This is a genomic window from Marisediminicola antarctica, assembly GCF_009930795.1.
GTDB lineage: Bacteria > Actinomycetota > Actinomycetes > Actinomycetales > Microbacteriaceae > Marisediminicola > Marisediminicola antarctica.
In genome coordinates, this window is sequence record NZ_CP017146.1 from 2,864,545 (window position 1) to 2,890,551 (window position 26,007).

At 67.4% G+C, this 26,007-nt stretch carries 28 protein-coding genes; 16 read left to right on the forward strand and 12 right to left on the reverse strand.

The window, feature by feature from the left end; all coding sequences use genetic code 11:
* The first annotated feature begins 66 nt into the window (after nucleotides 1-66).
* The 3 genes from BHD05_RS13325 to BHD05_RS13335 are packed head-to-tail and all read left to right on the forward strand — an operon-like array spanning nucleotide 67 to nucleotide 2,341.
* The gene (locus tag BHD05_RS13325) at nucleotides 67-453 is read left to right on the forward strand and encodes an ArsR/SmtB family transcription factor (protein WP_161886856.1); all 387 of its coding nucleotides are present in this window, start codon (nucleotides 67-69) and stop codon (nucleotides 451-453) included.
* Complete coding sequence (locus BHD05_RS13330; RefSeq protein ID WP_161886857.1) at nucleotides 450-2,108, forward strand: SulP family inorganic anion transporter; 1,659 nt, start codon at nucleotides 450-452, stop codon at nucleotides 2,106-2,108. Before BHD05_RS13325 ends, BHD05_RS13330 begins: the two co-directional genes overlap by 4 nt.
* On the forward strand, nucleotides 2,105-2,341 hold the full coding sequence (locus tag BHD05_RS13335; RefSeq protein WP_236966549.1) for a DUF167 domain-containing protein: 237 nt from the start codon (nucleotides 2,105-2,107) through the stop codon (nucleotides 2,339-2,341). The genes BHD05_RS13330 and BHD05_RS13335 overlap by 4 nt, the downstream gene beginning before the upstream one ends.
* Before the next feature lie 48 nt (nucleotides 2,342-2,389).
* On the opposite strand, the gene BHD05_RS13340 is transcribed toward BHD05_RS13335, so the two are convergent.
* Entirely contained in the window at nucleotides 2,390-3,232 is an 843-nt protein-coding gene (locus BHD05_RS13340; protein WP_161886858.1) for an aldo/keto reductase, read from the reverse strand.
* 2 nt (nucleotides 3,233-3,234) lie between these two features.
* Nucleotides 3,235-4,059, reverse strand: a complete 825-nt coding sequence (locus BHD05_RS13345; RefSeq protein ID WP_161886859.1) for an aldo/keto reductase — start codon at nucleotides 4,057-4,059, stop codon at nucleotides 3,235-3,237.
* Between the two features lie 90 nt (nucleotides 4,060-4,149).
* On the opposite strand from BHD05_RS13345, the gene BHD05_RS13350 reads away from it, so the two are divergent.
* Both BHD05_RS13350 and BHD05_RS13355 read left to right on the forward strand, forming a co-directional pair.
* Nucleotides 4,150-4,746, forward strand: coding sequence for an HdeD family acid-resistance protein (locus tag BHD05_RS13350; RefSeq protein WP_161886860.1), 597 nt, complete (start codon nucleotides 4,150-4,152; stop codon nucleotides 4,744-4,746).
* Nucleotides 4,747-4,852: 106 nt separating this feature from the next.
* Nucleotides 4,853-5,056, forward strand: a complete 204-nt coding sequence (locus tag BHD05_RS13355) for a dodecin family protein (protein ID WP_161886861.1) — start codon at nucleotides 4,853-4,855, stop codon at nucleotides 5,054-5,056.
* 84 nt (nucleotides 5,057-5,140) lie between these two features.
* Here the strand turns inward: BHD05_RS13355 and rpsO are convergent, their stop codons facing one another.
* Complete coding sequence (gene rpsO / locus BHD05_RS13360; protein WP_161886862.1) at nucleotides 5,141-5,410, reverse strand: 30S ribosomal protein S15; 270 nt, start codon at nucleotides 5,408-5,410, stop codon at nucleotides 5,141-5,143.
* Nucleotides 5,411-5,569: 159 nt separating this feature from the next.
* On the opposite strand from rpsO, the gene BHD05_RS13365 reads away from it, so the two are divergent.
* Complete coding sequence (locus BHD05_RS13365; protein ID WP_202614225.1) at nucleotides 5,570-7,135, forward strand: aldehyde dehydrogenase; 1,566 nt, start codon at nucleotides 5,570-5,572, stop codon at nucleotides 7,133-7,135.
* A gap of 76 nt (nucleotides 7,136-7,211) precedes the next feature.
* Here BHD05_RS13365 and BHD05_RS13370 read toward each other — a convergent pair whose 3' ends face one another.
* The gene (locus tag BHD05_RS13370) at nucleotides 7,212-8,711 is read right to left on the reverse strand and encodes an APC family permease (protein WP_161886863.1); all 1,500 of its coding nucleotides are present in this window, start codon (nucleotides 8,709-8,711) and stop codon (nucleotides 7,212-7,214) included.
* 159 nt (nucleotides 8,712-8,870) lie between these two features.
* Between BHD05_RS13370 and BHD05_RS13375 the strand changes: the two genes are divergently transcribed.
* Nucleotides 8,871-9,680 (forward strand): acetoacetate decarboxylase family protein, encoded by an 810-nt coding sequence (locus BHD05_RS13375; protein ID WP_161886864.1) that lies wholly within the window; start codon nucleotides 8,871-8,873, stop codon nucleotides 9,678-9,680.
* 155 nt (nucleotides 9,681-9,835) lie between these two features.
* Here the strand turns inward: BHD05_RS13375 and BHD05_RS13380 are convergent, their stop codons facing one another.
* Nucleotides 9,836-11,185, reverse strand: a complete 1,350-nt coding sequence (locus BHD05_RS13380; protein WP_161886865.1) for a glutamine synthetase family protein — start codon at nucleotides 11,183-11,185, stop codon at nucleotides 9,836-9,838.
* Nucleotides 11,186-11,271: 86 nt separating this feature from the next.
* Between BHD05_RS13380 and BHD05_RS13385 the strand changes: the two genes are divergently transcribed.
* The gene (locus BHD05_RS13385; protein ID WP_161886866.1) at nucleotides 11,272-12,003 is read left to right on the forward strand and encodes a type 1 glutamine amidotransferase; all 732 of its coding nucleotides are present in this window, start codon (nucleotides 11,272-11,274) and stop codon (nucleotides 12,001-12,003) included.
* Nucleotides 12,004-12,244: 241 nt separating this feature from the next.
* Here the strand turns inward: BHD05_RS13385 and BHD05_RS13390 are convergent, their stop codons facing one another.
* From BHD05_RS13390 to BHD05_RS13400, 3 genes are all read right to left on the reverse strand, one after another.
* Nucleotides 12,245-13,480, reverse strand: coding sequence for an IS110 family RNA-guided transposase (locus BHD05_RS13390; RefSeq protein WP_161887252.1), 1,236 nt, complete (start codon nucleotides 13,478-13,480; stop codon nucleotides 12,245-12,247).
* 308 nt (nucleotides 13,481-13,788) lie between these two features.
* Nucleotides 13,789-15,201 carry a pyridoxal phosphate-dependent decarboxylase family protein gene (locus BHD05_RS13395; RefSeq protein WP_161886867.1) on the reverse strand — a complete coding sequence of 471 codons (1,413 nt, stop codon included), beginning with the start codon at nucleotides 15,199-15,201 and terminating at the stop codon, nucleotides 13,789-13,791.
* A gap of 8 nt (nucleotides 15,202-15,209) precedes the next feature.
* Nucleotides 15,210-16,460, reverse strand: a complete 1,251-nt coding sequence (locus tag BHD05_RS13400) for a cytochrome P450 (protein ID WP_161886868.1) — start codon at nucleotides 16,458-16,460, stop codon at nucleotides 15,210-15,212.
* 137 nt (nucleotides 16,461-16,597) lie between these two features.
* On the opposite strand from BHD05_RS13400, the gene BHD05_RS13405 reads away from it, so the two are divergent.
* On the forward strand, nucleotides 16,598-17,116 hold the full coding sequence (locus BHD05_RS13405; RefSeq protein ID WP_161886869.1) for a MarR family winged helix-turn-helix transcriptional regulator: 519 nt from the start codon (nucleotides 16,598-16,600) through the stop codon (nucleotides 17,114-17,116).
* Here the strand turns inward: BHD05_RS13405 and BHD05_RS13410 are convergent.
* Nucleotides 17,076-17,786, reverse strand: coding sequence for a gamma-glutamyl-gamma-aminobutyrate hydrolase family protein (locus BHD05_RS13410; protein WP_161886870.1), 711 nt, complete (start codon nucleotides 17,784-17,786; stop codon nucleotides 17,076-17,078). The genes BHD05_RS13405 and BHD05_RS13410 overlap by 41 nt on opposite strands.
* A 114-nt stretch (nucleotides 17,787-17,900) precedes the next feature.
* Here BHD05_RS13410 and BHD05_RS13415 point away from each other — a divergent pair, with 114 nt between their 5' ends.
* From BHD05_RS13415 to BHD05_RS13435, 5 genes are read left to right on the forward strand one after another with little or no spacing between them, the layout of a single operon-like run.
* Entirely contained in the window at nucleotides 17,901-19,379 is a 1,479-nt protein-coding gene (locus tag BHD05_RS13415; RefSeq protein ID WP_161886871.1) for an aldehyde dehydrogenase, read from the forward strand.
* 3 nt (nucleotides 19,380-19,382) lie between these two features.
* The gene (locus tag BHD05_RS13420; RefSeq protein ID WP_161886872.1) at nucleotides 19,383-20,291 is read left to right on the forward strand and encodes a DODA-type extradiol aromatic ring-opening family dioxygenase; all 909 of its coding nucleotides are present in this window, start codon (nucleotides 19,383-19,385) and stop codon (nucleotides 20,289-20,291) included.
* A gap of 4 nt (nucleotides 20,292-20,295) precedes the next feature.
* Nucleotides 20,296-21,174, forward strand: coding sequence for a fumarylacetoacetate hydrolase family protein (locus BHD05_RS13425; RefSeq protein WP_161886873.1), 879 nt, complete (start codon nucleotides 20,296-20,298; stop codon nucleotides 21,172-21,174).
* Complete coding sequence (locus tag BHD05_RS13430) at nucleotides 21,171-21,362, forward strand: ferredoxin (RefSeq protein ID WP_161886874.1); 192 nt, start codon at nucleotides 21,171-21,173, stop codon at nucleotides 21,360-21,362. Before BHD05_RS13425 ends, BHD05_RS13430 begins: the two co-directional genes overlap by 4 nt.
* The gene (locus BHD05_RS13435; protein ID WP_236966550.1) at nucleotides 21,362-22,597 is read left to right on the forward strand and encodes an NAD(P)/FAD-dependent oxidoreductase; all 1,236 of its coding nucleotides are present in this window, start codon (nucleotides 21,362-21,364) and stop codon (nucleotides 22,595-22,597) included. The genes BHD05_RS13430 and BHD05_RS13435 overlap by 1 nt, the downstream gene beginning before the upstream one ends.
* Nucleotides 22,598-22,929: 332 nt before the next feature.
* Here BHD05_RS13435 and BHD05_RS13440 read toward each other — a convergent pair whose 3' ends face one another.
* Nucleotides 22,930-23,127, reverse strand: coding sequence for a hypothetical protein (locus tag BHD05_RS13440; RefSeq protein WP_161886875.1), 198 nt, complete (start codon nucleotides 23,125-23,127; stop codon nucleotides 22,930-22,932).
* Nucleotides 23,108-23,632 carry a DinB family protein gene (locus BHD05_RS13445; protein WP_161886876.1) on the reverse strand — a complete coding sequence of 175 codons (525 nt, stop codon included), beginning with the start codon at nucleotides 23,630-23,632 and terminating at the stop codon, nucleotides 23,108-23,110. Before BHD05_RS13445 ends, BHD05_RS13440 begins: the two co-directional genes overlap by 20 nt.
* A 128-nt stretch (nucleotides 23,633-23,760) precedes the next feature.
* Between BHD05_RS13445 and BHD05_RS13450 the strand changes: the two genes are divergently transcribed.
* Together BHD05_RS13450 and BHD05_RS13455 are read left to right on the forward strand one after the other, a co-directional pair.
* A complete protein-coding gene (locus BHD05_RS13450; protein ID WP_161886877.1) occupies nucleotides 23,761-25,011 on the forward strand; it encodes an alkaline phosphatase PhoX in 1,251 nt (416 codons plus the stop codon).
* A gap of 90 nt (nucleotides 25,012-25,101) precedes the next feature.
* Nucleotides 25,102-25,722: an SOUL family heme-binding protein gene (locus BHD05_RS13455; RefSeq protein ID WP_161886878.1), complete on the forward strand. Its 621-nt coding sequence runs from the start codon at nucleotides 25,102-25,104 to the stop codon at nucleotides 25,720-25,722.
* Here BHD05_RS13455 and BHD05_RS13460 read toward each other — a convergent pair.
* Nucleotides 25,719-26,003, reverse strand: a complete 285-nt coding sequence (locus BHD05_RS13460) for an iron-sulfur cluster biosynthesis family protein (protein ID WP_161886879.1) — start codon at nucleotides 26,001-26,003, stop codon at nucleotides 25,719-25,721. The two genes, BHD05_RS13455 and BHD05_RS13460, sit on opposite strands and share 4 nt — an antisense overlap.
* Nucleotides 26,004-26,007 lie beyond the last annotated feature (4 nt).

Sequence of the window (26,007 nt, forward strand, 5' to 3'; positions counted from 1 at the left end):
GGCTCGATTCTCACACACCGCGATATGATGGTTTTGTAAAGTCATGAATAGGAGAGACGCCCGACGATGAATGATGATTTCACGGATGCCCACCGCCCGCTCTACGAGGTTAAGGCAAACCTCTTCAAGGGGCTCGCGCATCCGGTGCGCATCCGCACGCTCGAAAAGCTCGCCGAGGCCGGCGACGTCTCGGTCACCGACCTGCTCGCGGACACCGGACTCGAGGCATCGCACCTGTCGCAGCACCTCTCGGTGCTCCGCCGCCATCACCTCGTCGTGGCCGACCGACGCGGCAGCCAGGTCTTCTATCGGCTTGCCTACCCGCAGGTCGCCGAGTTGCTCGCCGTCGCCCGAGTGCTCCTCGTCGAGGTGCTGCACACGACGCAACGGCAACTCGAGCAGACCCAGACGCTGCCGGACGTCGCCGGGGTGCCCGAGCGGTCGGGGCGATGAAGGCCCTGACGTACGCCTCCTCCCTGCTTCCCTCGATTCGGGACTACTCCCAGGTGCCCCGCACGTGGAAGGGCGACCTCGTCGCCGGGGTGACCGTGGGCATCATCGCCCTCCCGCTCGCCCTCGCATTTGGGGTCAGCTCCGGCGCGGGCGCGGCCGCGGGGCTCGTGACCGCGATCGTTGCGGGCATCGTTGCCGGCGTGTTCGGCGGATCGAATGTGCAGGTCTCCGGGCCGACCGGCGCGATGGTCGTTGTGCTCGGGCCGATCGTCGCGCGCGAGGGGGCCGCCGCAGTCGCTATCGTCGCGGTGATGGCCGGCGTCATCGTCATCGTCGCCGGGGCGCTGCGGCTCGGTCGCACCGTCACCTACATCCCGTGGCCCGTGATCGAGGGCTTCACGCTCGGTATCGCGGTCATCATCTTCCTGCAGCAGATCCCCTCCGCGTTCGGGGTCGAGACCGGCGAGAGCGACAACGCCGCGGTCGCGGCGGCCCAGGGCCTCTCGACACTCACGCTGGCGGAGGCGGCGTGGCCCATCGCGATGGTGCTCGTCGTCGCTGCGATCATGATCCTGGCCCCGCGCATCCATCCCCAGCTACCCGGGTCGATCATCGCGATCATCCTCGTCACGGTCGTCGCCGAGCTCGCCGAGCTTCCCGTCGCGCGGATCGGGGCCCTGCCGTCGTCCCTGCCGCTGCCCTCGATGCCCGATCTGTCCTGGGAGACGGTGGCCGTGCTGATCGGCCCGGCCCTCACCGTGGCGGCACTCGCGGCAATCGAGTCGCTGCTTTCGGCCCGGGTCGCCGCGACCCTCGCCGACACCGGTCCGTACGACGCCGACAGGGAGCTCGTCGGGCAGGGTCTCGCGTCGGTCGCCTCGGGGTTCTTCGGCGGGATGCCCGCCGTCGGCGCGATCGCGCGCACCGCAGTCAACGTGCGGTCGGGCGGTCGAACCCGGCTCGCCGCGATCGTGCACTCGATCGTGCTCATCGGCGTCGTCTACCTCGCCACCGGCCCCGTCTCGGCCATCCCGCTGGCCGCCCTCGCGGGAGTGCTCATGTTGACGGCGATCCGCATGGTGTCCGTCGCGACCGTGCGCAGCATCGTCGGCTCGACGAGGTCCGACACGATCGTATTCATCGTCACCGCGATCATCACGGTCTCGGTCGACCTCATCGTCGCCGTCGAGATCGGCATCGTCGTCGCCGCGTTCTTCGCGCTGCGCACCCTCGCGCGCTCGAGCGGCGTGCATCGGGAGGAGCTACCGGGCGCGGTCGTCCCCGGCGACGAGCAGATCGCCCTCTTCCGGCTCGACGGCGCGCTGTTCTTCGGTGCGGCGGAGCGGGTGCTCGACCGCATCAGCCTCATCACCAACGTGCATGTCGTGATCATCCGGATGTCTCAGCTGCAGGTCCTCGACGCGACCGGCGCCCGAGTCGTGACCGAGATCGTGCAGAACCTCGAGCGGCGCGGGATCACCGTGCTCATCAAGGGCGTCCAGGAGCGCCACCTCGAGCTCCTGACCCATGTGGGGGTGCTGCGGTCACTGAGGCACCAGAACCACCTCTTCAATGATCTCGATTCCGCGGTCGAGCACGCCCGAAGCCATGTCCAGCGCGCCGTCGCCGCCGAACCGGAACCGGATCCGGTGTGAGCCCAAACGTGGACCTCACCGTGCGGGTCAAGCCCGGCAGCAGCAAAGGGCCGCTCGTCGAGCCCGCCGGCCCAGGCGAGCTCACTGTGTACCTCAACGAGCGCGCGGTCGACGGCGCCGCCAATGACGCCCTCGTCAAGGTGCTCGCGAAGCACCTCGGAGTGTCGAAGAGCCGGGTCGAGATCGTGCGCGGGCACACATCGCGCGTGAAGCAGGTGCGGATCGGCGACTGAGTGGTGGCCGGCACCGGTCGTGGCGTCTACGCTCGTGGAGCTCCCGGCTCAGAGCTCGTAGTGACGGTCGGGGTCGGCCCACCAGGTGCGCCGTGACTCGAGCGAGGAAATGCCCTCGACTTCGGCGTCCGTGAGGACGAATCCGAGAATGTCGAGGTTGGCCGCCTGCCTGGCCGAGTTGGCGGACTTAGGGATGGCGATCGCTCCGAGCTGAAGATGCCAGCGCAGCACGACCTGCGTCGTGGTCACCGCGTGTGCCGCGGCGATGCCGACGATGATCGGCTCCGCGGCGAGGCTTCGGCGCTTCCTGCCGAGCGGACTCCAGCTCTCGGTGACGATGCCGTACTCGTCGTGGAACGCCCGCTGGTCGGCCTGTGGGAAGTATGGGTGCAGCTCCACCTGGTTCACCGCGGGCGTGACCCCGGTCTCGACAATGAGTTGCCCGATGTGGGCCGGCGTGAAGTTGCTCACCCCGATCGAGCGGATGGCGCCCTGGTCCCGCAGCCAGATCATCGCGCGCCAGGAATCGACGAACTTGCCGAGGCGCGGCAGTGGCCAGTGGATGAGGTAGAGGTCGACGTAGTCGAGCCCGAGGTTCGCGAGGGACTCGTCGAATCCCTCGAGAGTCTCGTAGAAGCCGTGGTGGCGGCCCCGCAGCTTGGTCGTGACCGAGATGTCGCCGCGATCGACACCCGATTCGCGCACCCCCTCCCCGACCTCTTTCTCGTTGCGGTAGCGCAGCGCCGTGTCGAGCAACCGGTAGCCGGCCTGGAGTCCGGAGACGACGGATGCCACGCCGCTCGGCCCGCGCATCCCGAAGGTACCGAGGCCGATCGCGGGCAGGCTCTGGCCGTCGTTGAGCGGCAGGGTGGGGATGCTGGGGGCGGCCATTTCTAGAACTCCTCGTGGGTCTCCGGGTCAGCATCCCACAGCCGCCCTGACCCAAGGGTTGAGATCGCCTCGACCTCGGCATCGCTCAGCTCGAAGCGAAAGACATCGAGGTTCTCCCGCTGGCGCTGCTCATCGGCGGACTTCGGAATCGGCACCGCGCCGAGCTGCAGGTGCCAGCGCAGCACGACCTGGCTCGGCGTGACAGCGTGCGTCTCGGCGATCGCCGTGATGAGGGTCCCCCGCCCGACGCCGGACCCGAGCGGGCTCCAGCTCTCGGTGACGATCGAGTGCTTCTCGTGGACGGCGAGCAGCTCGCGCTGCGCGAATCGCGGGTGCAGCTCGATCTGGTTGACGGCAGGTATCACGCCGGTCTCGCCGACCAGCCGCTTGAGATGCGCGGCGGTGAAGTTGCTCACGCCGATCGAGCGCACGACGCCCTCCTCGCGCAGCCTGATCATGGCCCGCCAGGAATCCACGTACTTGTCGACGGCCGGCAGCGGCCAGTGGATCAGGTACAGGTCGACATAGTCGAGCCCGAGGTTCGCGAGGGACTCCTCAAAGCTGCGCAGCGTCGCGTCGAAGCCGTGGTGGCGGCCGGGCAGCTTCGTCGTCACCGCGACGTCGGCCCGGTCGACCGGCGACGCGCGCACCCCCTCGCCGACCTCGCGCTCGTTCTCGTAGTTGAGTGCCGTGTCGACCAGTCGGTAGCCGGCGGCCAGGGCCGAGACGACCGCGGCGACGCCGTCGTCGCCGCGCAGTCCGTAGGTGCCGAGGCCGATCGCGGGCAGGGTGCGGCCGTCGTTGAGCCGCCGGGTCGGTGAGGTCATGGGTCAAGACTGCCGCACGCGAGTGTCAACCCCGTGCATGAGGGCGGCTCGACTGAAAAGATCGGGGCATTGGACGGCGAGGGGAGCACCATGAGTACGTTCGGCGATAGTTCGGGCGCACGAGGCGCGGCGACTGCTCCCTGGGCCTCCTCGGGGATCCTCCAGGTGCATCGGGGAGAGATAGTCGCGGTCGCGGTGGTCGGGGTCGGCCTCGGCCTCATCGCGCTCTTCTGGCCGCAGGGCTCGCTGCTGACCGTCGCGCTTATCTTCGGAACCTACCTCGTGGTGTCGGGCATCAAGCGCATCACGGCCGCCTTGATCGTGCCGCAGCTGACCACGGGGATGCGGTGGCTCACCGGACTCATCGGGCTGCTCGTGACCGCCACCGGCATTGTGGCCCTCGCCAATCCCTACCGTTCGCTCATTGTGCTCGCGTGGGTTATCGGCATCGGCTGGATCGCCGAGGGGCTCATCGACATCGTCATCGGCGCTCGCGCGATCACATCGCCACGCTGGCTTGCGTTCGTCAGCGGCGCGGTGTCGATCCTCGCTGGAATCGCGATGTTCGTGCTGCCGGCTTTCGCCCTCCAGACGTTCCTCGTCATCGGAGCGTTCCTTCTCATCGCGGTCAGCGTGACGACGCTGTTGACGTTGCCGCGCGGAAAGGCCGCGGCGACCGCGACCTAGCCCCAGTGCTTTGTCCTATCCGATGCGCCGGGCCCACTCAACCCTTTGCGGGGCGCGGTGACGACGAGTTCGATAGAAGCTCCGATACCCGTTCAAAGGAGTCACCATGTCGTCAGTCGCCCGCGTCACCACGATCACCTCACGATCGGACAAGAGCTTCGAAGAGGCAATCCGCGACGGCGTCAAGCGAGCAAGCGAGACCCTGCGCCATATCGAGGGCGCCTGGGTGAAGGACCAGACGGCCGTCGTCACCGACGGCGAGGTCACGAGCTGGCAGGTCGTGCTCGAGGTCACATTCGTTCTTGAGTAGCGCCCGGCGCCGTGCAGCGCGCATCCGGAAACGCGAAACGGGCCGCCTCCCGAGGGAGACGGCCCGTCATCAAGTCGAAGCGTTCTAGCGACGAAGTCCGATGCGTCCGATGAGTGCACGGTAGCGGTCGATGTCGATGCGCTGCAGGTAGCCCAGCAGACGACGGCGCTGGCCGACCAGAAGCAGCAGGCCACGACGCGAGTGGTGGTCGTGCTTGTGCTCCTTGAGGTGCTCCGTCAGATCGAGGATCCGGCGGCTCAGCATGGCGATCTGGACCTCGGGGGATCCGGTGTCACCTGGGTGGGTAGCGTACTCGTCGATGATCGCCTTCTTGATGTCGGCTTCAAGAGCCATAGATGGGATCCCCTTTCTTACTAGTTGCGCGGTGCCCGGCTCCGATGAGTGGGCTCTCTTTATCCGCGGCCGTTAGACGGCAACCTTGGGAGTTTAGCAGAGTCGGGCCCGATCCCGTCGCCCGCTTCGCGCTGCGCCCACCCGGACGTTCGGGGACGAATGACCTACAGTGGACGCACGAACTTCTCGATCCAGATCGGATGCTCTCCAATGATGAAGACGACCGCCGGCAAGTCCCATGACCAGTGGAAGGCTGAGGCGCTGACCCTGACCTGGCCACGCGAACTCGTGATTGACGGTCGCCAAGTGGCAGCCGAGGACTCGGCATCCTTCCCCCACCTTTCCCCGCGTGACGGGCTCGCCCTCGCGAACGTGCCGTCGGCGAGCGTGCACGACCTCGACACGGCGGTCGCCGCGGCGAGGCGCGCGTTCGACGACGGACCGTGGCCGCAGTACGCGCCGCGGGCGCGCAAGGAGCTCATGCTGCGCTGGGCCGACCTCATCGAGGAGCACAGGGACGAGCTCGCCCTCATGGTGAGCCTCGAGATGGGCAAGCCGATCGACGACGCCTGGAGGATCGAGCTGCGCGCCGTTCTCGCGACCTACCGCTGGTACGCCGAGCTCGCCGACAAGCAGCTCGACGAGACCTCGCCCGTTGGTCCCGACGACCTCGCCCTCATCACGCGGGAGCCCGTCGGAGTGATCGGGGTCGTCACACCGTGGAACTTCCCGCTCACGCTCTCCGCGTGGAAGATCGCTCCGGCGCTCGCTGTCGGCTGCACCGTCGTACACAAGCCCTCCGACCTCAGTTCACTCTCGGCGCTGCGGATAGCGGAGCTCGCGATCGAGGCTGGCATCCCCCGCGGCGTGCTCAATGTCGTACCAGGGTCGGGCTCGGTGCTCGGCCGGCACCTCGGCATGCACGATCAGGTCGACGCGCTCGCGTTCACCGGCTCGACCGCGGTCGGCCGCGCCTACCTCGAGTACTCGGCTGCCTCGAACCTCAAGCGCACCTGGCTCGAACTCGGCGGCAAGTCGCCGAATATCATCCTGCCGGATGCCCCGGACCTTGAGACGGCGATCTCGACCGCCGCGTGGGGCATCTTCTTCAACTCCGGCCAGATGTGCACGGCGCCATCGCGGCTCATCGTGCACCGCGACGTCGCCGACGAGGTGACCGCGGGCATTGTCGCCCGTGCCTCCGAGTACCGTCCGGGCGATCCCCTCGACCCCGCGACGGGGATGGGGCCGCTCGCATCGCAGTCGCGAATCGTCGAGGTCGAGGCGCATGTGCGCAGGGCCCTCGAGGACGGCGCGGAGTCGCTCATCGGCGGATCGGTCTTCGAATCGACCACGCTGCCCGGGGCGGGCAGCTACTTCGAACCGACGATCTTCGCCGGGGTCTCCCCCGACTCGCGGCTCGCGCAGGAAGAGGTCTTCGGCCCCGTGCTCGCGATCGTCACGGTCGACAGCGACGACGAGGCGATCCGGGTCGCCAACAACTCCGACTACGGCCTCGCGGCCGGTCTGTGGACCGCAGACCTGTCGAAGGCGCACCGGCTCTCCCGGCGCCTGCGGGCGGGCACTGTCTGGGTTAACTGCTACGAGGAGGGCGACCTCACGGTGCCGTTCGGCGGGTACAAGTTATCGGGCAACGGCCGGGACAAATCGGTGCACGCGCTCGAGAAGTACACCGAGCTGAAGACGACGTTCATCCACCTGTAGAACTGCCCGGGCGAGAGGATGCCCGGCCCCCGAAATCTCGGGGGCCGGGCATCCGCTTTTCAGCTCGGTTGTGGGCTCAGCTCAGCACGTCGCGTACGAGCGCCTCGTTCTCGGTCTTCTGGAACCGGGAGAGCAGGAACCCGACAAGCACGAGCACGAATGGCAGCAGCACGAGCAGCCAGCCGAGCGCGTTCAGCCCCCACGGGGTTACCGACGGGTCGACGCCCTCGGCGACCGTCCCGGCGAGCAGCCCGAAGCGGGACATGAGCAGGTACTCGCCGAGGGCGAGCCCGACGACGGCGATCGCCGGGGCGATGACGGTCTGGAACATATTCTCCTCGCCCTTGTTCCTGGCGAAGAACACGATCACCGCGATGCAGACGAGAATCTCGATGAGCACGATGGCGACGACCGCGAGTCCGCTGAACCAGAAGAACAGGTTGGTGACGGGGTCGAGCTGGAAGAGCGCGAAGACGACGATGACGGCGCCGGTGATGACCGAGGTCGCGACGGATGCGGCGGCGGGCGCGCCGCGTCCGTTGACGCGACTGAACTGCTTCGGCAGCACGCCGCCGCGCCCGAGCGCGAAGATGTAGCGGCCGGAGGCGTTCTGGAAGGCGAGCAGCCCCGCGAACAGGCTCGAGATGACGAGCACGCTCATGACGGTCGCCATCCACGGGCCGACGTAGTCCGCCGCGAGGGTGAAGAGCACGGCGGCCGGGTCGGCGAGCGGCACACCGTCGACCGACGAGTACTCGACGGTCGTGTCAACGACAGTGGACGCTCCCATGCCGGTGACCATCGCGAAGGCGGTGACCGCGAACAGCACGGTGATGACGCCGACCGCGAGGTAGGTCGCCCGGGGCACGATCGTCTTGGGGTCTTTCGACTCCTCGCCGTAGATGGCCGTGGCCTCGAAGCCGATGAACGAGGCGAAGGCGAACGCGAACGCGATACCCGCCGATCCGGCAAGCCCACCGGCGAGGATCGCGGACGGGTTGAAGGATGCCGCGAAGTCGAGCCCCTCCGGTCCCCCGTCGATGAGGATCGCGACCGCGGTCACGAGCAGCGCGGCGACCTCGAGGAGCATGAGGATGCCGAGCAGCTTCGCGCCGACATCCACGCTCAGCAGGGAGAGGGCGGTGACGACGGCCCAGGCGAGGAGCGCCCAACCCCACCACGGCAGCACCCCGACCTGGCCGCCGACGACAGCGCCGAAGAATCCGTAGATGGCGAGCTGGATGGCGACGTAGGCCAGCACTGAGGTGAGCGCCGACCCGACGCCCATGTGCGTACCGAGGCCTCGGCCGATGTAGGCGAAGAACGCGCCGGCGTTGGTCACCCGCTGGCTCATTGCGGCATAGCCGACGCTGAAGAACAGCAGGGTGATGCCGACGACGAGATAGGCGCCGGGGGCTGCGGCTCCCGTGCCGAGCACGATCGCGACCGGCACCGCACCCGTCATACCGACGAGCGGCGCCGCCGCCGCGACGACGAAGAAGACGATCCCGATGACGCCGAGGCGCCCCTTGCGGAGCAGCGTTCGCGATTCGGCTTCGTTGTGGGTTACCGCCATGACATAACTCCTCGTTGAGTCGGGTAAAAGTTCGTGCGTATCCGAACGACCTGGGTACAGGATGGCGAATGGCGCGGCGGAGGTCAAGAGTCTCGGGCCCGATTTGCACTTTTCGTTTGTTCACGAACAAACCATGGTTCGGGGTTAGAATCTGGCGCTATGACTGCTCTCCACGGATTCTTGCCGCCGCTGACGCCAAAGGGCTCGAGTGCGCTCGTGCCCAACCCGCCCTGGTACTACTCGGGCACGCTGCTGACCATCGAGTACCTGACCGATCCCGCGAACGTGCGCGCGATCCTGCCGGACGACATCGACCTGGCTCCGGACCGGCCCGGCGCGGTCGCGCTCATCTGGGCCGACTGGCAGTCCTGCAGCGAGGGCGGCCTCGAACTGCTCGACCCGATCCGCTCCCAATACCTTGAGGCGTTCGCCGTCGTGCGCTGCGCCTACCAGGGCGTCACCTACAGCCGCTGCGTCGCGATCTGGGTCACCAAGGACTTTGCGATCGGTCGCGGCTGGTTCCAGGGCTACCCGAAGAAGTTCGGCTCGATCCACGTGACGCGCCTGTTCAACCGCGGCAAGGCGACCCCGAGACTCGAGAACGGAGCGCAGCTCGGCGCATCCCTCTCCGCCTACGACCACCGGCTCGCAAGCGCCGTCGTCACGCTGCGCGAGCCGTCGGAGGACAACGGCTTCGTCAACGGCCACAAAATGCTGCACAACCGGTTCATGCCGTCGATCGCGACCGGCGGCGGCATGTCGCTCGACCAGCTCGTGTCCATGGGAGGCATCGATGTCGACCTCGGCCCGGCCTGGCGCGGCGACGCGGAGCTGAGCCTCGCCGACTCGCAGTGGGACGAGCTCGGCTCGCTGCTGCCGGTCGACGAGGTGCTCGGCGGCTACTACCGCGAGGTCGGCACGACCTTCGTGGGCGGCGAACTCGTCACCGACCGCTCCCGGCCGGTATAGCCCGGCGGCGGGCCACCGCGCACGATCGGCGTGGCGCGGTAGCCCGCATCCGCCCGTCCCCGGCATTCGCGCGCACGCTGTTCACTACCGCGCGTGCGATTACTGCCGCGCGCGTGAACAACACCCGCGTGAGGCGCTCGGGGGCGGCCGCCGCGTCAGTAGGCCTCGAGGTACTCGTCGAGCTCCCACTGGGTCACGTCGCGCGTGTCGGGGTCGTCGACCTCGTCCTCGTAGCGTGCCACCTCGTCACGTTTGAGCAGCACGAAGACGTCAACCAGAGGCGCGCCGAGCACGTCCTTCATGAACACGTCCGTCTCGAGCTCGTCGAGGGCGTGGGTGAGCGTGGTCGGGAGGATCTCCGCCGACTCGTTCTCATACGACCAGCCCTCCGCGCTCGGAGGGGCCGGCAGGGCACGCTCGATGCCGTCGAGGGCCGCGGCGAGCACCGAGGCGATGATCAGGTAGGGATTGGCCGCGCCGTCGCCGACCCGGATCTCGAGCCTGGTTCCCGACCCGCGCTCGGGCGGCACGCGCAGCATCGAGCTGCGGTTGTCGTGGCCCCAGTTAGCCCGGTACGGCGCGAGGGTGTCGGGGCCGAGCCGCTTGTAGGCGTTGACTGTCGGATTGGTGAAGGCCACGAGCGATGCGGCGTGGCCGAGAATTCCGGCGATCATGTTGTCGGCTGTGCCGGACAGCTCGCCGTCCGGCGTCACCATGAGGTTCTTGCCGGATTCGTCGGTCACCGAGAAGTGCAGGTGGAAACCGCTGCCACCCTCGTCGGCCCACGGCTTGCCGAGGAAGGTTGCGAGCTGCCCGGTGCGGGCGACGATGTCCTTGATCGCGCTCTTGAACAGGAAGGTGCGGTCGGCCGCCCTCAGAGCCTCGCCGTGCCAGAGGTTGATCTCGTACTGGGATGGGCTGAATTCATGGTTGCCGGCGAAGACGCCGATGTCCATCTGGTCGAGCATCCGCATCAGGTGCAGGAAGGTGCCCTTCGGGTCGACGCAGGCGCCGGACGTGTACACGCGGCCTGTGGTCTCGATCACGCGACGCCAGCCGTTCTCGCCCCGCTCGGCAATGTAGAACTCGAGTTCCGGTCCGACGACCGGCACGAGGCCGAGCTTCGTGTACCGCTCGATCACTCCCTTGAGCACCGACCTGGGCGACAGCACGCTGTCGGAGCCGTCCGGATCGAAGGCGTCGGCGAGAGCGAGAGCCACTCCCGGTTCCCACGGCATGAGCGTGACGGTGGATGGATCGACCTTCATGATGAGGTCGGGCAGTCCCGACGACATGATGTCGTTGCCGTCGAGCACTCCCCCGCGTGTCGTCGTAACCCAGACGCCCTGACAGAAGGTCGCGCCCTTCGCCGCCGAAGTCTCGAGCTGGCTGACGAGGAGGTCTTTCGCCCTCGTCGTTCCCAGGATGTCCGCGTAAATGAGGCGAAGCACATCGATGCCCCGTGACTCAAGTTCCAAGCGGAGAGCAGCTACATCGGTACTCATTTATCCTCCGAAGATAAATCGTTCGGCCATGAACGATTAGTGCGATACTAGGCCAGATCCGCCGAATCGCAAGCCAGGGAGCCCTCGTGAAAGCCCTTTTCGTGCAGCACGACCACGTGACCTCGTCCGGGCCTATCGCCGACCGGCTGCGCCATCACGGCTTCGAGGTCGACGAGATCCTCGTCGTGGATGCGGGAAACTTCCGCACTCCCAACGTGCTGTTCGAGTTCCCCGATCTGGCCGAGTACGACCTCGTCGTTCCCCTCGGCGCACCGTGGGGCGCGTGGGACGACGAGTCGATCGGCCGCTGGCTCACGCCGGAGGTCGAATGGCTCCGCCGGGCCGTGCTCGCGGATGTCCCCGTGCTCGGCGTGTGCTTCGGCGGGCAGCTGCTCTCCCGCGCGCTCGGCGGCACGGTCGCGCCCGCGCCGAAGGCCGAGATCGGCTGGACCCCGGTCCACAGTGACGACCAGTCGCTCATCGGCCCGGGACCGTGGTTCCAGTTCCACTACGACCGCTGGACGTTGCCCGCGGGCGCGACGGAGCTCGCGCGCAACGCCGCGGCGTCGCAGGCGTTCAGCTTCGGCCGTAGTCTCGCGGTGCAGTTCCACCCCGAGCTCGACGCCGACACCCTGCAGGGTTGGCTGACCGAGGGCGGCGCCACCAAGGTCATCGCCGACGGCCAGGATCCCGTCGCGCTACTGGCCCACACCCGGGCCGAGGAGGGCGCCGCGCGCGATCGCACCTACGCGCTCGTCGATGCCTTCCTCGAGCGGATCGCCATGCTGCGCCCCGCCCCGTCACCGACAGAGCACTGAGCTCTTTCAATATTCAGATCGCTGACGCTTTCATCATTCAGATCGCTGACGCTTTCATCATTCAGGAGTGAAAGCGGCAGTTTCTGCCGAGACCAGCATCCGGCACCCTCGCCGGGCGCTACAAAGCCGCTCGCGCCCCGGGTATAGGACCGAAACCGGCAATTCACGGCAGTTCGTGCCGGAAAACCGTGGGCTGGTCACTACCCCACCACTCCCACTCCTGACACGTGAATACCGGTTTTTAGGCTGCGGTGGGGGTGAGGGTCACCTGGTATCCGAGGGTGCGGAGCTGGTTGATGGCGTTGGATTTTGTTCGGTCGGGGTGGCGGTTGGAGTAGTAGTTCGGTCCGAGTTCGGTGAAGGCTTCCCCGGTGGTGCCCATCTTCCAGACGGCGACAAGGATGCTGTGCTCGAGGGCGACGATCGCCTTGATGCTGCCGCGCCGAGCGGCGATCCGTCGGTATTTCACGGCGAGGTGCGTGTTCTTCTGTCGGGTGATGACCAGGGCGGAGATCCCGAGGGCGGCCTTCAGGTGCGCATTACCGGGGCGCGTTTTGGTCGATTTCACTCGTCCCGCGGACTCGTTCGATCCCGGACAGACCCCGGCCCAGGACGCAAGATGTCCGGGGCTGGGGAAAATATGCATGTTCCCGCCGGTCTCGGCGATGATCACGTCCGCAACACGAACAGAGACCCCCGGAATGGTGGTGAGGGTCTCTCGAAAGACCCGAAAGGGTTCCATCACCACCTCGATTCGGGCGGTGATCTCATCGATCAGGGTCGCACTGTGATCGAGTTGGGTGAGGTGCAGGTTCACCATGAACGCGTGGTGGTCCCTAAACCGTCCGGTGAGGGCTTCGACCAGTTCCGGGATCTTCGCCCGCAGCCGGCCCTTGGCCAGAGCGGCAAGTTTCACGGGGTCGCGTTCCCCGGCGACCAGGGCATCGAGGATGCTGCGCGCCGAGACCCCGTTCAGCTGGGACACCACCGAGGACAGCTTGATCCCGGCGTCCTCGAGGATCTTCTCGATCCGCTGGATATGCCGGCTGCGCTCCTGCACGATCGTGGCCCGGGTCCGGGTCAGATCCCGCAACTCCCGGATCGGTTCCGGTGGCACGAACGAGGCCCGCACCAGTCCGTGAGCGGCCAGTTGGGCCAGCCAGCCCGCGTCCGAGACATCCGTTTTCCGGCCCGGGAAATTACGCACATCCCGCGCGTTGACAAGCGTCACCGGCAGCACCGATTCCAACAGATAGTAGAACGGCTTCCAATAATCACCGGTCGCCTCCATCACAACCGTTGTCACCCGGTTCGCGAGGAGATGCTCCCGCAACTCCAGCACCTGCGACGTTGTTGCACCCCAGGTAGTAACTTTCTGCTCGAACGTCCCGGGCCGTTTCCCAGGCACTCGAACACAGACCTTCACGTCCCGCTTGGAGATATCCATCCCCGCAGCACGCTCATGGACCACGTCCATCATTTTCCTCCTCATCCCATATATTGACGGGCCCACCACGGAAGAGGTTAGGAAAAATCAGAAATCTGACACACGTGCTCGGAGCAACAATCCACAGTTCTCGTAAGAAAACCCCTCCTGCCACGCTGAATAACAAGCTCTCAGCATCAAGGAAAAACCGGCATCCCCGTGGCGAGCACCTCCATCATCCGTCCGAGCACGACGCCGCGCCAGACCCGCAACGCGACCCAACCCGAAATTCAGCAACCACCACGGAGGGGCAACGCCCCTGAGACGCTGAATAATGACAGCGAAACTCGCCGCGCGGGTCAGCGCAGCGTCTCGAGCACCTCGATTACGGCGCGCGGGTCGGTGGCGGGGTTCACGAACGCGAGGCGGAGCACCGTGCGCCCGTTCCATTTGGTCGGCACGCACAGCATCCGTCCGCTCACGGCCGCCTCATGCGACCACTCGCTGTACTGCGCGTCGGTGTAGCCCGGCCGCTCGAAGATCACGACCGACAGCTCCACCTCGCGCAGCAACTGCAGGTGGTCGGATGCCCGGATCGCCTCGGCGACCTCCTGTGCCGTCGTGATCGAGCTCTCGATCGCGTCGCGGTACCGGTCGGTGCCGTGAGTGGCGAGACTGAACCAGAACGGCAGGCCGCGCGCCCGCCGGGAGAGGTGCAGGGCAAGCTCGCTCGGGTTCCACGATTCCCGGTCGACATGGTCGAGGTAGCTCGCGTGCTGCGAGTGGGTGGCCCGGGCCAGCTGCGGATCGCGGTAGACGAGCGCGCAGCAGTCGTACGGGGCGAAGAGCCACTTGTGCGGGTCGACGATGAAGCTGTCGGCGCGCTCGATGCCGTCGAAGCGGTGCCGCACGCTCGGCGCGGCGAGCCCCGCGCCGCCGTACGCGCCGTCGACGTGCAGCCAGACGCCGAACTCCTCGCAGACGTCCGCGATGGCCGCGAGGTCGTCGACGATGCCCTCGTTGGTCGTGCCGGCGGAGGCGACGACGGCGAAGACGTCGGCCGACCGCTCGAGTTCTACGCGGAGGGCTGGCCCGGTGAGGTGCCCGCGCTCGTCGACCGGGACGTCGAGGATATCGACGTCGAGCGCCCGCGCGGCGGTCTGGATCGACGAGTGCGCGTTGGCGGAGCAGGCGAGCTTCCAGCCTCCGGGCGGGCGGGAACCACGACGGGTGAGCGCCGTCTCGCGCGCGGTGAGCAGAGCGGAGAGATTGCCGGAGGTGCCACCGGAGACGAAGCATCCGCCCGCCCCCTCCGGCCAGCCGAGCAGCCCCACGAGCCAGGCGATGGCCTCGTTCTCGGCGTAGATCGCGCCGGCGCCGGCCTCCCAGAGCCCGCCGAAAATGTTCGCGGAGCTCGTCACGAAGTCGAAGGCGATCGCGGCTCGCGTCGGGGCAGCCGCGATGTAGGCGAGGTTGAGCGGATCGTCCTGCGAGCGGGTCGCCGGCTCGAGCACGCGGTCGAACACGTCGAGGGCGGCTGCTCCCCCGATTCCGGATGCCGTGATCGTCGGTCCGGCGTCCGCCGCGAGCTCCGAGGCGGAGCGCGCGGTCGAGAGCGGATCGGTGTGCCGCACGACCCGCTTGGCGGACCACTCGATGGCGAGGTCGACGACGTCGGACTCGTCACCCCAGATCGGATGCGGGAAGGTCGCGTGCGGGTCGGCGGGCGCCGCCTCGGGATCGCCGGCCGCGGCCGGATCTGTCGTCGTCATGCCGTTCCTTACTTCAGCTCCACCTTCACCGGGAAGCGCTTGATGCCGTTGACGAAGTTGCTGCGCAGCCGGGAGACCTCGCCCATCTGCTGCACGCTCGTGATGCGCGGCAACAGGTCTTCGAACATGATCTTAATCTCGAGCCGGGCGAGCGCGTTGCCCATGCACATGTGCGGGCCCCCTCGACCGAAGGCCATGTGCTCGTTCGGGTTGCGGGTCACGTCCATGCGGTAGGGGTCGTCGAACACCTGCGGGTCGCGGTTGCCGGCTGCGAACCAGGTGACGACCTTGTCGCCCTGCTTAATCGCCTGGCCGCGGATTTCGGTGTCGCGCGTCGCCGTGCGGCGGAAGTGGTAGACCGGACTCGCGAGGCGCAAAAACTCCTCGACCGCCCACGGGATCAGCTCCGGGCGCTCCTGCAGCAGCTCGAGCTGGTCGGGGTTCTGCATGAGGTAGTTCATCGAGTGGGTGATCGTGTGCCGGGTGGTCTCGTTGCCGGCGACGACGAGCAGCAGGAAGTAGCTGTTGAAGTCGCGTTCGGAGAGCGGGATGCCGTCCATCGGCTCCTGGTTGACGAGGCGCGAGACGAGGTCGACACCGCTGCGGCCGCGGCGACGGTCGGCGAGCGCCCGCCCGTAGTCGAAGACCTCCTGGGCCGCGGGTGAGCGGAACGGCAGCAGCCGGTACTTCTCGCTCTCCTCGGAGTCGGCCAGCACGTCCGCGTGCTCGGGGTCGGTGTTGCCGACCATGCGGTTGCCCCAGTCGATGAGCTGGTGGATGTCGGCATCCGGCACATCGAGCATCCGTGCGAGCACCCGGATCGGGAAGTCGGCGGCGACCTCAGCCACGAAGTCGAACTCGCCGAGCGCGAAGGCCTGGTCGAGGGTGGTCGCGGTGAGTCCGCGCAGGAATGTCTCGTAGCCGGCGACAGCCTTCGGGGTGAACTCCCCCTGCATCAGTCGGCGCAGGGCGCGGTGACGCACCCCGTCGGTCTCGAGCATCGACTTGCGCGCCTCGATCTGGTCGGCGTCGAGCTCCTCAAGGTTGACGGTGCCCTTCTCGCTCGAGAAGGTCTCGGTGTCGCGCAGCACGTGCACGATGTCGTGGTACCCGGTAAGCGACCAGAACCCGTGGTTCGGTGCCTCCTCCTCGTCCCAGTGCACGGGCGCCTGCGCCCGCAGCTCGTCGAATACCTGCCACGGGGGCGCCTGCTCGAACAGATCGAGGTCGGCCAGCGTGACGTTCGTCATTGAAGTCATGTCATCTCCTTGGTGATTGTTCGGGGACGAACAATTACTATCAGAACCATAATCGATCGCGCGCACACTCGGGCACGAATTTCTTGCCCGAGCGGTCGAATAGAGTACGTGCGTCACCATTCGACGAGGAGCACCACATGGCCGGACCGTTCACGCTTGCCGAGACGGAGCGCCAGGTGAGCGAACGCCTCGGCGGACTCCCCCTCGACTACGCCGCGATGGCCGTCACCTCGAACCTGTTCCGTGCCGCGAACGCCGTACGCAACCACCTCGAGCGATCGGTGCTCGCCCAGCACAACCTCTCCTGGACCGGCTTCGTGGTGCTCTGGGTCACCTGGATCTGGGAGCCTATCGAGACTCGTCAGATCGCCCTCGAGGGTGGATTCTCCAAGGCGACGCTCACCGGCGTGCTCACGACCCTTCAGGATCGCGGCTGGGTCACCCGCGAGCGCAGCCAGACCGACGGGCGCCTCGTGCTCGTGCGCCTGACCGATGACGGCCGAGCGATGATGACGGAGCTGTTCCCCGAGTTCAACCTCGAGGAGCAGCACATCTCGGGCCCCATCGACGTCGCCCGCCGCGAGGAACTCGCCGAGATGCTGCGTCTCATCACGGTCAACGTCGAGAGGGCCGACTCGACGATTCCGCCTGCCTGACGAGCTCGGCGAATATCGCGGCCTGGTCGGGATCGCTCGCCGCGGTGTCCTCCGGATGCCATTGCACGCCGATCGCCCAGCCCGGCGCGTCGATCAGCACGGCCTCCGGCACCCCGTCGGTCGCACGCGCGACGACGGTGACGCCCTCGCCGAGCCGGTCGAGGGCCTGGTGGTGGTAGCAGGATGCCCGCACCGAGGGCCCCGCGACGCCGAAGCGGGCGTGCGCGCGGTCGAAGAGCACGTCGTGTTCGTGGTGCCGGTGGTGCACGGGCAGATTCTGCACGAGAGATCCCCCGCGCACGACGTTGACAATGTGCAGTCCACGGCAGATCGCGAGAAGCGGGATGCCGCCCGCCAGGGCGACCCGCGCGAGGTCGAGGTCGACGGCATCCTGCATCGCGTCAACGTCGTAGACGCTCTCGTGCCGGCTCGGCTCGCCGTAGGTCGCCGGGTCGAGGTCGCCGCCACCGGGCAGCAGCACGCCGTCGTAGCCGACGAGGCGCTCGGTCCAGTCGACGCCTTCGACGGGCAGTAGCGTGACCGGGTCGCCGCCGGCCGCCCAGACCGACTCGAGCAGGGCCCGCGCGTTGACGACGGCGGCGAAGCGCAACGCCGAGGTCGAGCCGGCGAACCGGCCGACGATTGCGATCCGGGGGCGAAAGCTGCTCATGGTGTCCTCTCACGTCAGTCACGGAAAACAAGTTGTAGATGGGCGAGCTATTGCGTAGTGTATTTCATTAGCATCCGAATGACTTAACGACGAGCCCGCGGATCAGGGAGCAGCATGACGAGCATTGACCTAGCTGACGTAACCGTTGCCGGAGTGTCGGTCGACACGAGGCATTACATCGGCGGCCGGCGCGTGGCCTCCGAGACCACTTTCGCCAACACCTCCCCCATCGACGGGTCCGAGCTCGGCAACATCGCCCGCGGCGGGGCAGACGAGATCGACCTCGCGGTCGCTGCCGCTCGCGACGCCTTTCCGGCCTGGGCCGCGATGCCGACAGCCGAACGGGCGGCGATCCTGAACCGCATCGCCGATCTGGTCGAGGAGCGTCTGCCCGAGCTCGCGAACGTCGAGACCATGGACAACGGCGGACTGCTGCGCAGCAACCTGCGCGGTGTCATGCCGCGCGTCGCGCACAACTTCCGGTTCTTCGCCGACTGGGCCGTCAATCAGCTGAGGCACGACGACTTCGAGACCCGCGGCCACACCAATCACGTGTCCTGGGACCCCTCGGGCGTCGCCGGCCTCATCACGCCGTGGAACGCCCCGCTCATGCTCGCCACGTGGAAGATCGCGCCTGCGCTCGCGGCCGGCGACACGGTCGTGCTGAAGCCCGCCGAGTGGACGCCGCTCACCGCATCCCTGCTCGCCGACATCTGCGCGGACGCCGGGCTGCCCGACGGAGTCTTCAACCTCGTGCAGGGCTTCGGCCGGGAGGCGGGAGCAGCGCTCGTCGCGCATCCGGGACTGCGCCGCATCTCGTTCACCGGGTCTGTGCCCACCGCGAAGTCGATCGCCAGGGCAGCAGCCGACAACCTCACCCCGTGCAGCTTCGAGCTCGGCGGCAAGAGCCCCTGCATCGTGCTCGCGGATGCCGACATCGAACTCGCCGCCGCGCTCGCGGTCGAGCAGTACGACAACGCCGGGCAGGTCTGCCTCTCCGGCACCAGGCTGCTCGTGCACGAGAGCATTGCGGACGACTTCGCGGCGGCGTTCCAGGCCAAGGCCGCATCGCTGCGCCAGGGCGACCCGCGCGACCCCGACACCGACATCGGCCCCCAGGTGCACGCCGTGCACTTCGACCGCATCAAGGGATTCGTCGACCGGGCCGAGGCCGACGGCGCGAGCATCCTCATGGGAGGCACAGCCAACGCCGACCTCGGCGGCCTGTATTTCACGCCCACACTCGTCGGCGATGCCGCGCGCGGCAGCGAGATCCTCACCCAGGAGGTCTTCGGCCCGGTGCTCACGATGCAGAGATTCGCGACCGACGAGGAGGCCCTCGAGCTCGCCAACGGCACAGAGTTCGGGCTCGCCGCCGTCGTTGTGTCCGGCGACCGGGCGCACGCCGCCGCGATCACCGAGAGGCTCGTCGCCGGCACGATCTGGGTCAACTGCTTCTTCGTCCGCGACCTGCGCGCGCCCTTCGGCGGATCGAAGAAGTCTGGCGTCGGCCGCGAGGGTGGCACGTGGTCCTTTGATTTTTACGCGGACGTGAAGAACACGGTCGTTGCACCTCACGGATGGAAGGAATAGCACATGGGTGAAATAGTAGGCGTCGGCCTTATCGCACACGTCCCGACGATCATGCTGCCGGAGGATGTCCGCCTGGACATCAACGACGGGCACGAGATCAGTCTGGTTCCCGGTTTAGAGAAGCTGCGAAAGGACGTCTTCGAGACTGCCGACTACGACACCGTCGTCGTCGTCGACAGCCACTGGGCGACGACCGTCGAGTTCGTCATCAACTCGCACGAGCGCCGCAGCGGCAAGTTCACCTCGGAGGAGCTGCCTCGCGGCATGCACGGGGTTCCATTCGACTATCGCGGCGACCCGGAGCTGGCTCGCCTGGCCGAGAGCTTCGCGGAGAAGAACGGCACCTGGATCACGCCGATCGACGATCCGGACCTCCCCGTCATGTACGCCACGATCAACCTGTGGAAGTTTCTCGGCGAGGGACTCGACAAGCGCTGGCTGAGCATCAGCATCTGCCAGACCGCGACCGACGAGGACATGCTCCGCGCCGGACGCGCGCTTGGCGAGGCGATCGCCGCGAGCGACCGCAAGGTCATCATCCTCGCCTCGGGCGCCCTGTCCCACACCTTTTACAAGCTGCGCGATCTGCGCAAGCACGAGGCGAGCGACCCGTCGCACATCTTCAGCCCCGGCGCCCGCGCCGCCGACGAGGAGCGCCTCGAGTGGTTCAAGGCCGGAGACCACGCCCGCGTACTCGAGACGATGCCCGAGTTCCACAAATTCCGCCCCGAGGCGATGTTCGGGCACTGGCTCGTCACCGCGGGTGCGATCGGCGAAGACCGCTGCACCGCCCCCGGCGCGATGTACAGCGAGTACGAGAACTCCATCGGCACCGGCCAGGTGCACGTGTGGTTCCCGCGCCCGGCCGAGGGATTCCCGGCCCCGAAGAACCTGACGCTGTCGCGTGAGTGAGCCCGTGCGTGAATTTCGGCGCATCCTGCTCGACGGCTACCCGGTCGATGTTGAGCGGCACGGCGATACCCTCGTGGCCGGCGACGGCCGCGAGGTCGCCGTCGACGACGCCGCGCACCTGCCGCCGACGGCACCGAGCAAGATCATCGCGGTGCACCTCAACTACGCGAGTCGCACCGATGAGTTCATGACGAAGCTCCCTGCCGCGCCCACGTACTTCCACAAGCCGGTCACCGCGCTCAACTCGCACGGGGGCGCCGTCGTGCGCCCGCAGGGCTGCAAGTGGCTGAACTTCGAGGGCGAGATCGTCATCGTCATCGGGCGCACCTGCCGCAACGTGTCACCGGAGCAGGCGGGCGACTACATCGCCGGCTACACCGTCGGCAACGACTACGGCCTGCACGACTTCCGCGATACCGATGCCGGGTCGATGCTGCGGGTCAAGGGCAGCGACACCCTCGCGCCGGTGGGACCCGGGCTCGTCACGGGCTGGGACTTCCGGGGCAAGCAGATCCAGACCATCGTCAACGGCATCGTCAAGCAGAACGACTCCACGGCGAACATGGAGTGGGATATGAACTACCTCGTCGCCGACATCGCGCGCACCATTACGCTGAGCCCCGGCGACCTGCTGTTCAGCGGCACGCCGGCGTTCTCGCGCCCGGTCGAGCCCGGCGACGTCGTCGAGGTCGAGGTCGAGGGCCTCGGCCGGCTGACCAATCACATCGTCACCGGCCCGACCCCGATCCGCACCGACGTTGGCGCCCAACCGACCGAGAGCGAGGAGGTGCGGTCGACCGCGCTGGGCGGAGACTGGGAGTTCCGCGGCATCCGCACCCCCTCCAAAGACCTCTACCCGTCGACCGTGAAGGAAACAGAATGATCAAGATCGAAGTCGACATGGCCCTCTGCCAGCACTATGGGCAGTGCGTGTTCGAGGCCCCGAACATCTTCAAGCTCAACGACGACGACAAGCTCGAGTACGTGGCCTCGGCGGACGACTCCGAGCGCGACAACGTGGAGTCGGCCGTCGACGTGTGCCCGATGCAGGCCATCCGAATCGTCGAATAGTGGATGTCGTGGCACCGGCGCCCGTCATCATCGTCGGCGCGGCGATGGGCGGGCTGCGCACGGCGGAGGCGCTGCGCAAGGCGGGCTATGCCGGGCCGCTCAGGGTCATCGGCGAGGAGCTGCACGCCCCGTACAACCGGCCGCCGCTGTCGAAGGACGTGCTTTCGGGAACCGTGACCCACGAGGCGGTCGCCTTCCCGCAGCGCGCCGCGACAGCTGACGTCGAGTGGATGCTGGGGGCGCGCGCGGTCTCGGCCGACCTGACGGCGCGCACCGTGACCACCGGTGACGGGGTCGCGCATCCCTACGCCGCGCTCGTGATCGCGACGGGGCTTCGGCCCCGGCGGCTCGCCCTGGCCGAACTGCCCGGTCGCCACACCGTACGCACCCTCGACGACGCGATGGCCCTGCGCGATGAGCTGCAGCCGGGGGCACGCGTGGTGATCGTCGGATCCGGATTCATCGGATGCGAGGTGGCCGCGACCGCCCGGAAGCTCGGCTGCGAAGTGACTGTGGCCTCCCCCAGCACGCTGCCGATCGTGCGCCCGCTCGGGCCCCTGCTCGCCACCGAGATTCTTGCCCGCCAACAGGCGCACGGGGTCGCATTCCGTTTGGGGCGTGCGGTGACCGGACTGGTCGGAGCGTCGCGCCTCGAAGGGGTTGTGCTCGACGACGGAGCTGCACTTCCGGCGGACGTGTTGATCGAGGCGATCGGCTCGGACTGCAACAGCGAGTGGCTCGCGGGCACCGGCCTCGACTGCTCCGACGGGGTGCTCGCGGATGCCGCCATGCGCGCGGTCGGGGTCGATGGCACTGTGCACGACGACGTCTACGTCGTGGGCGACATCGCCCGCTTCCCGAACGCGATGTTCGACGACGTCGCGCGGCGCGTCGAGCACTGGAACATCCCGACCGACACGGGCAAGCGGGCAGGCTTTGTGCTCGCGGCCTTGCTGGAGTCTCCGGAGGGCTTCTCGGATGCCGTCCAGACACCGTTCGCGCCGATGCCCGCGTTCTGGTCGAACCAGTTCGAGGTGGCGCTGCAGGCCTACGGGCTGCCGGGGCTCGCCGATGACATCCGCCTGCTCGAGGGCTCGCTCGACTCGGAGGCCATCGTCGGGTACTACCGCGACGATCGGATGGTCGGCGTCGTCGGCCTGGGCATGAAGGCGGCGCTGCTGCCCTACCGCAAGGTCATTGCGGAGGGCGGCCTCTCCGTCTTGGGGTCCACGTAGGTCGCGGACCCTCGCTGGTTAGGCTGGTCGCGCGGCGACCGTGTCGAAACCGCGGGAGCGTATGCCGCCGCCAGCCCGCGCCATTCTCGCCGAGTACGCGGTTGTGGCTGGTGGAAATGGTCCAGGAGCGACCACTACTCCGTACTCGGCAGCGTTCCGACTGCGCACCCGAGTGAACGCCCACGCGCTCGCTCAGACCGGCCCCTCGCCGCGGCACACGACATGAACCGGGTAGTCGCCGGACGGCACGCTTCCCAGCCCGACCACACCGCTGACGTAATCCGTCGAGGCTTCGAGCCTGCCGGAGGCAGCGCCCTCTGACTCTGACAGGGTCACACCGCGCTGATCAGCAGCAGCACGCTGTCTTTGCGTCCAGACCTGCCGAGGCGTTCGATGAACGTGAAGATGCGGTACTCGGCGCGGTACGTTGCGCGGAGCACGCGAGTCACGTACTCGCGGCTCGCGTCGTCGTGCAGCTTGACAGCGCCGCTGTCGCGCAGCCGCTTGACCTTATCCGTCTCCGCCCACATCGTGCAGATGATGCACGGGATCGTGGATGAAGTACCGCGCGAGCGACTCGACCGTGAAGGTGCTCCCGTCCGAGCGCAGGCCTGTGCGTCCGAGGTCGGCATCGTCGACAGCTGCGTAGTCGCGCGCGAGGGCATCCGCCGCAGCGACGAGCTCCTGTGCGACGACCGCCGGGTCCTGCTCGTTGTAGCGCTCAGCGATCGCGGTCGCGTCCTGGTCCCAGTTTGCGAAGGCGGGCACCTCCTGTTCGAGAATGAGATGAAGCCTCGTGCGAAAAACACGGAACACATCCCGCACGTGGGCGGCGTATTCGAGCGGCGACCAGGTCGCATCATCCGGGCGGTCCCGCACGTCGGGCTGCGCCAGGCGCTCGGGCCAGGCCGCGGCGTTGAGGTCGATCAGGGACGGGATGTCACGGAACGAGACTTTGCCGGCATCGAATCCGCACTCGGGGCAGGGCTTCTCGAGAACCCACGTCCAGTTCTTGTCGTCAGGGGTGATCGGCATGCCGCGAGCCTAACGAATGACCGGGCCACGGTCGTGACGCGCGATGTTCACCCGCGGCCTCTGTGCCGTTCGTCTGCCGTGACTAGCGTCGGGCCCGTCACTCGCATCCGAACACAATTGGAGAAACCATGCGAAATCGATTCGCAACCTCAGCCGCAGCCGGCGTCATCTCCGCCGGTGTTCTCGTCGGCGTCGGCCTCGCCCCCGCCGCCTATGCCGCCGGCGGCCCGATGGGCTTCGATCCCATCGACGGCACCCCGTACGGCTCGGCGACCGCCGACTGGACCGAGCCCTTCGTCATCCCAGCAGGCTTCACCCAGTCCCTCGTCGCCGACGAGACAACTCTCGACATCTACCCCGGCGGGGTCGACGACCTCACCGACATGAACACTGTCAATGAGACCGGGCGCCACGCCGGTCGATACCTGTACCGCACCCACGAGGTTGGCGCGAACGGGTCGCTCTCGGTCGTCGACCTCAAGACAGGCGACGCCAAGGTGATCGCGCAGGATGCGGACTGGAACCGACTCGACGGCATCCGATGGACGCCCTGGGGCACCATCCTCTTCGCCGAGGAGACGACAGGTGGACGCGTCTTCGAGGCGATCCTCGACCCCTCCGACCCGACCGTGGTGCTCGAGGTCATCGAGCGCACCGAGGTCGGAGTCATGCGTCACGAGGGCATCGAAGCACTCGCCGACGGCACGGTCTTCGTCATCGACGAGCTCAACGGCGGCTCAATCTACAAGTTCGAACCCACCACCCGCGGTGATCTGTCCGACGGGCAGCTCTACGCCCTGAAACTCACCGGGCTCGCCGATGACGCACAGGTCTGGAATCAGTCCACGTTCAACGACAAGGTCGGTGCGTTCGATTGGGTCGCTCTAGACATGGACGCGGTCGTCGCCGACACCGACGCCGCGGCTGACGATGTCGGCGCGACCGAGTTCGGCCGCCCCGAAGACGTCGAGGTGATCGGCAGCACCCTCTACGTCGCGAACACCTCGGAGGACCGCGTGATCGCGATCGACCTCAACACGCAGGTGCTGACGTCGTTCGTTCAGGCCGGCCTCAACGTTCCCGTCGAGAACGCGGCGGCAGGCGTCACGGGCTTCAACAACCCCGACAACCTCGCCCAGGGGCCCGATGGCTCGCTCTGGATGGTGGAGGACAACTACCTCTCCGACGTCTGGGTAGCCGGACGGGATGCTGGCAACGACGGCACCGCCGACGCCGTCGAGCAATTCGCCTCGATCAAGGACACGGGCGCCGAGATCAGCGGAATCTACTTCGGCAAGGACCCGAAGACGCTGTTCCTGAACGTGCAGCACCCGACCAAGGCACTCGCCGACGGCACCTGGGCGATCACGCGCCGCTAGAAACAGCACACCGGTAGGGGCGGCAGACACTCGCGGCCCCTACCGCCACCACCCAGCCCGGTGCCGATCGTCGGGTGTAGCTTGACCACCATGACCGAGCAGCAGCCGTACCTCGTGCTTCGCACCGAACCTGGCTTCGAGCTGCGCCGCTACCCCGCGCACATGGTTGCCGAGGTCACCGTGAGCGCCGGGTTCGACGACGCGGGCAACCGCGCCTTCCGTTACCTGTTCGGCTACATCACGGGCGAGAACCGGTCACACAGCACGCTCTCAATGACGTCGCCGGTGGTGCAGAAATCCGCCTCGGAGGAGATCGCGATGACCGCGCCGGTAATGCAGAGCGCGGCGGATGCCGGCTCCTACACTGTCGCGTTCGTGCTCCCCGAGATGATCACCGCCGACACCGCCCCGGAACCGGTGCGACCCGAAGTGAGCGTTCGCCTGGTTCCGGAAAGTCTCAGCGCCGCGACCAAGTACTCGGGTCGGTGGACGCAGTCCTCCTATCAGAAGCACTGCGCCGACCTCATGGCGGGGGTGGCGGCGGCGGGGATGAAACCGATCGGCGAGCCTCGGTTCGCGCGCTTCGACCCGCCATACAAGCCGTGGTTTCTGCGCCGCAATGAGGTTCTCGTCGACGTTGCCGATGGCGCGGTGCCCGATGGCGCGGTGCCCGATGGCACCGCGCCCGGAGACAATGAGGCTGGTCGCTAGGAGGCGGTGCCGACCGAGAAGCGCACGGCGCCGTCGTCCTCGACGTCGGCATCCAGAACGGCCTCGGACAGCGCCTCAGCCGCACTGGGGTCGAGGAAGACACGGGCCCCGTCGTTCTCCACGAGGGTGTCGCTCGGCTCGGCGGCCGGAACAACCGAGATGCTGAAATCGGCCGCATCGCCATCGACGGCAATGCGAAGGCCGCCGGATTCGGACTCGGTGGCTTGCGCCGAGATGGCCTTGACGACGGTGCTCGCCTGTTCGGTAAGTGTCAGAGTCACGGTT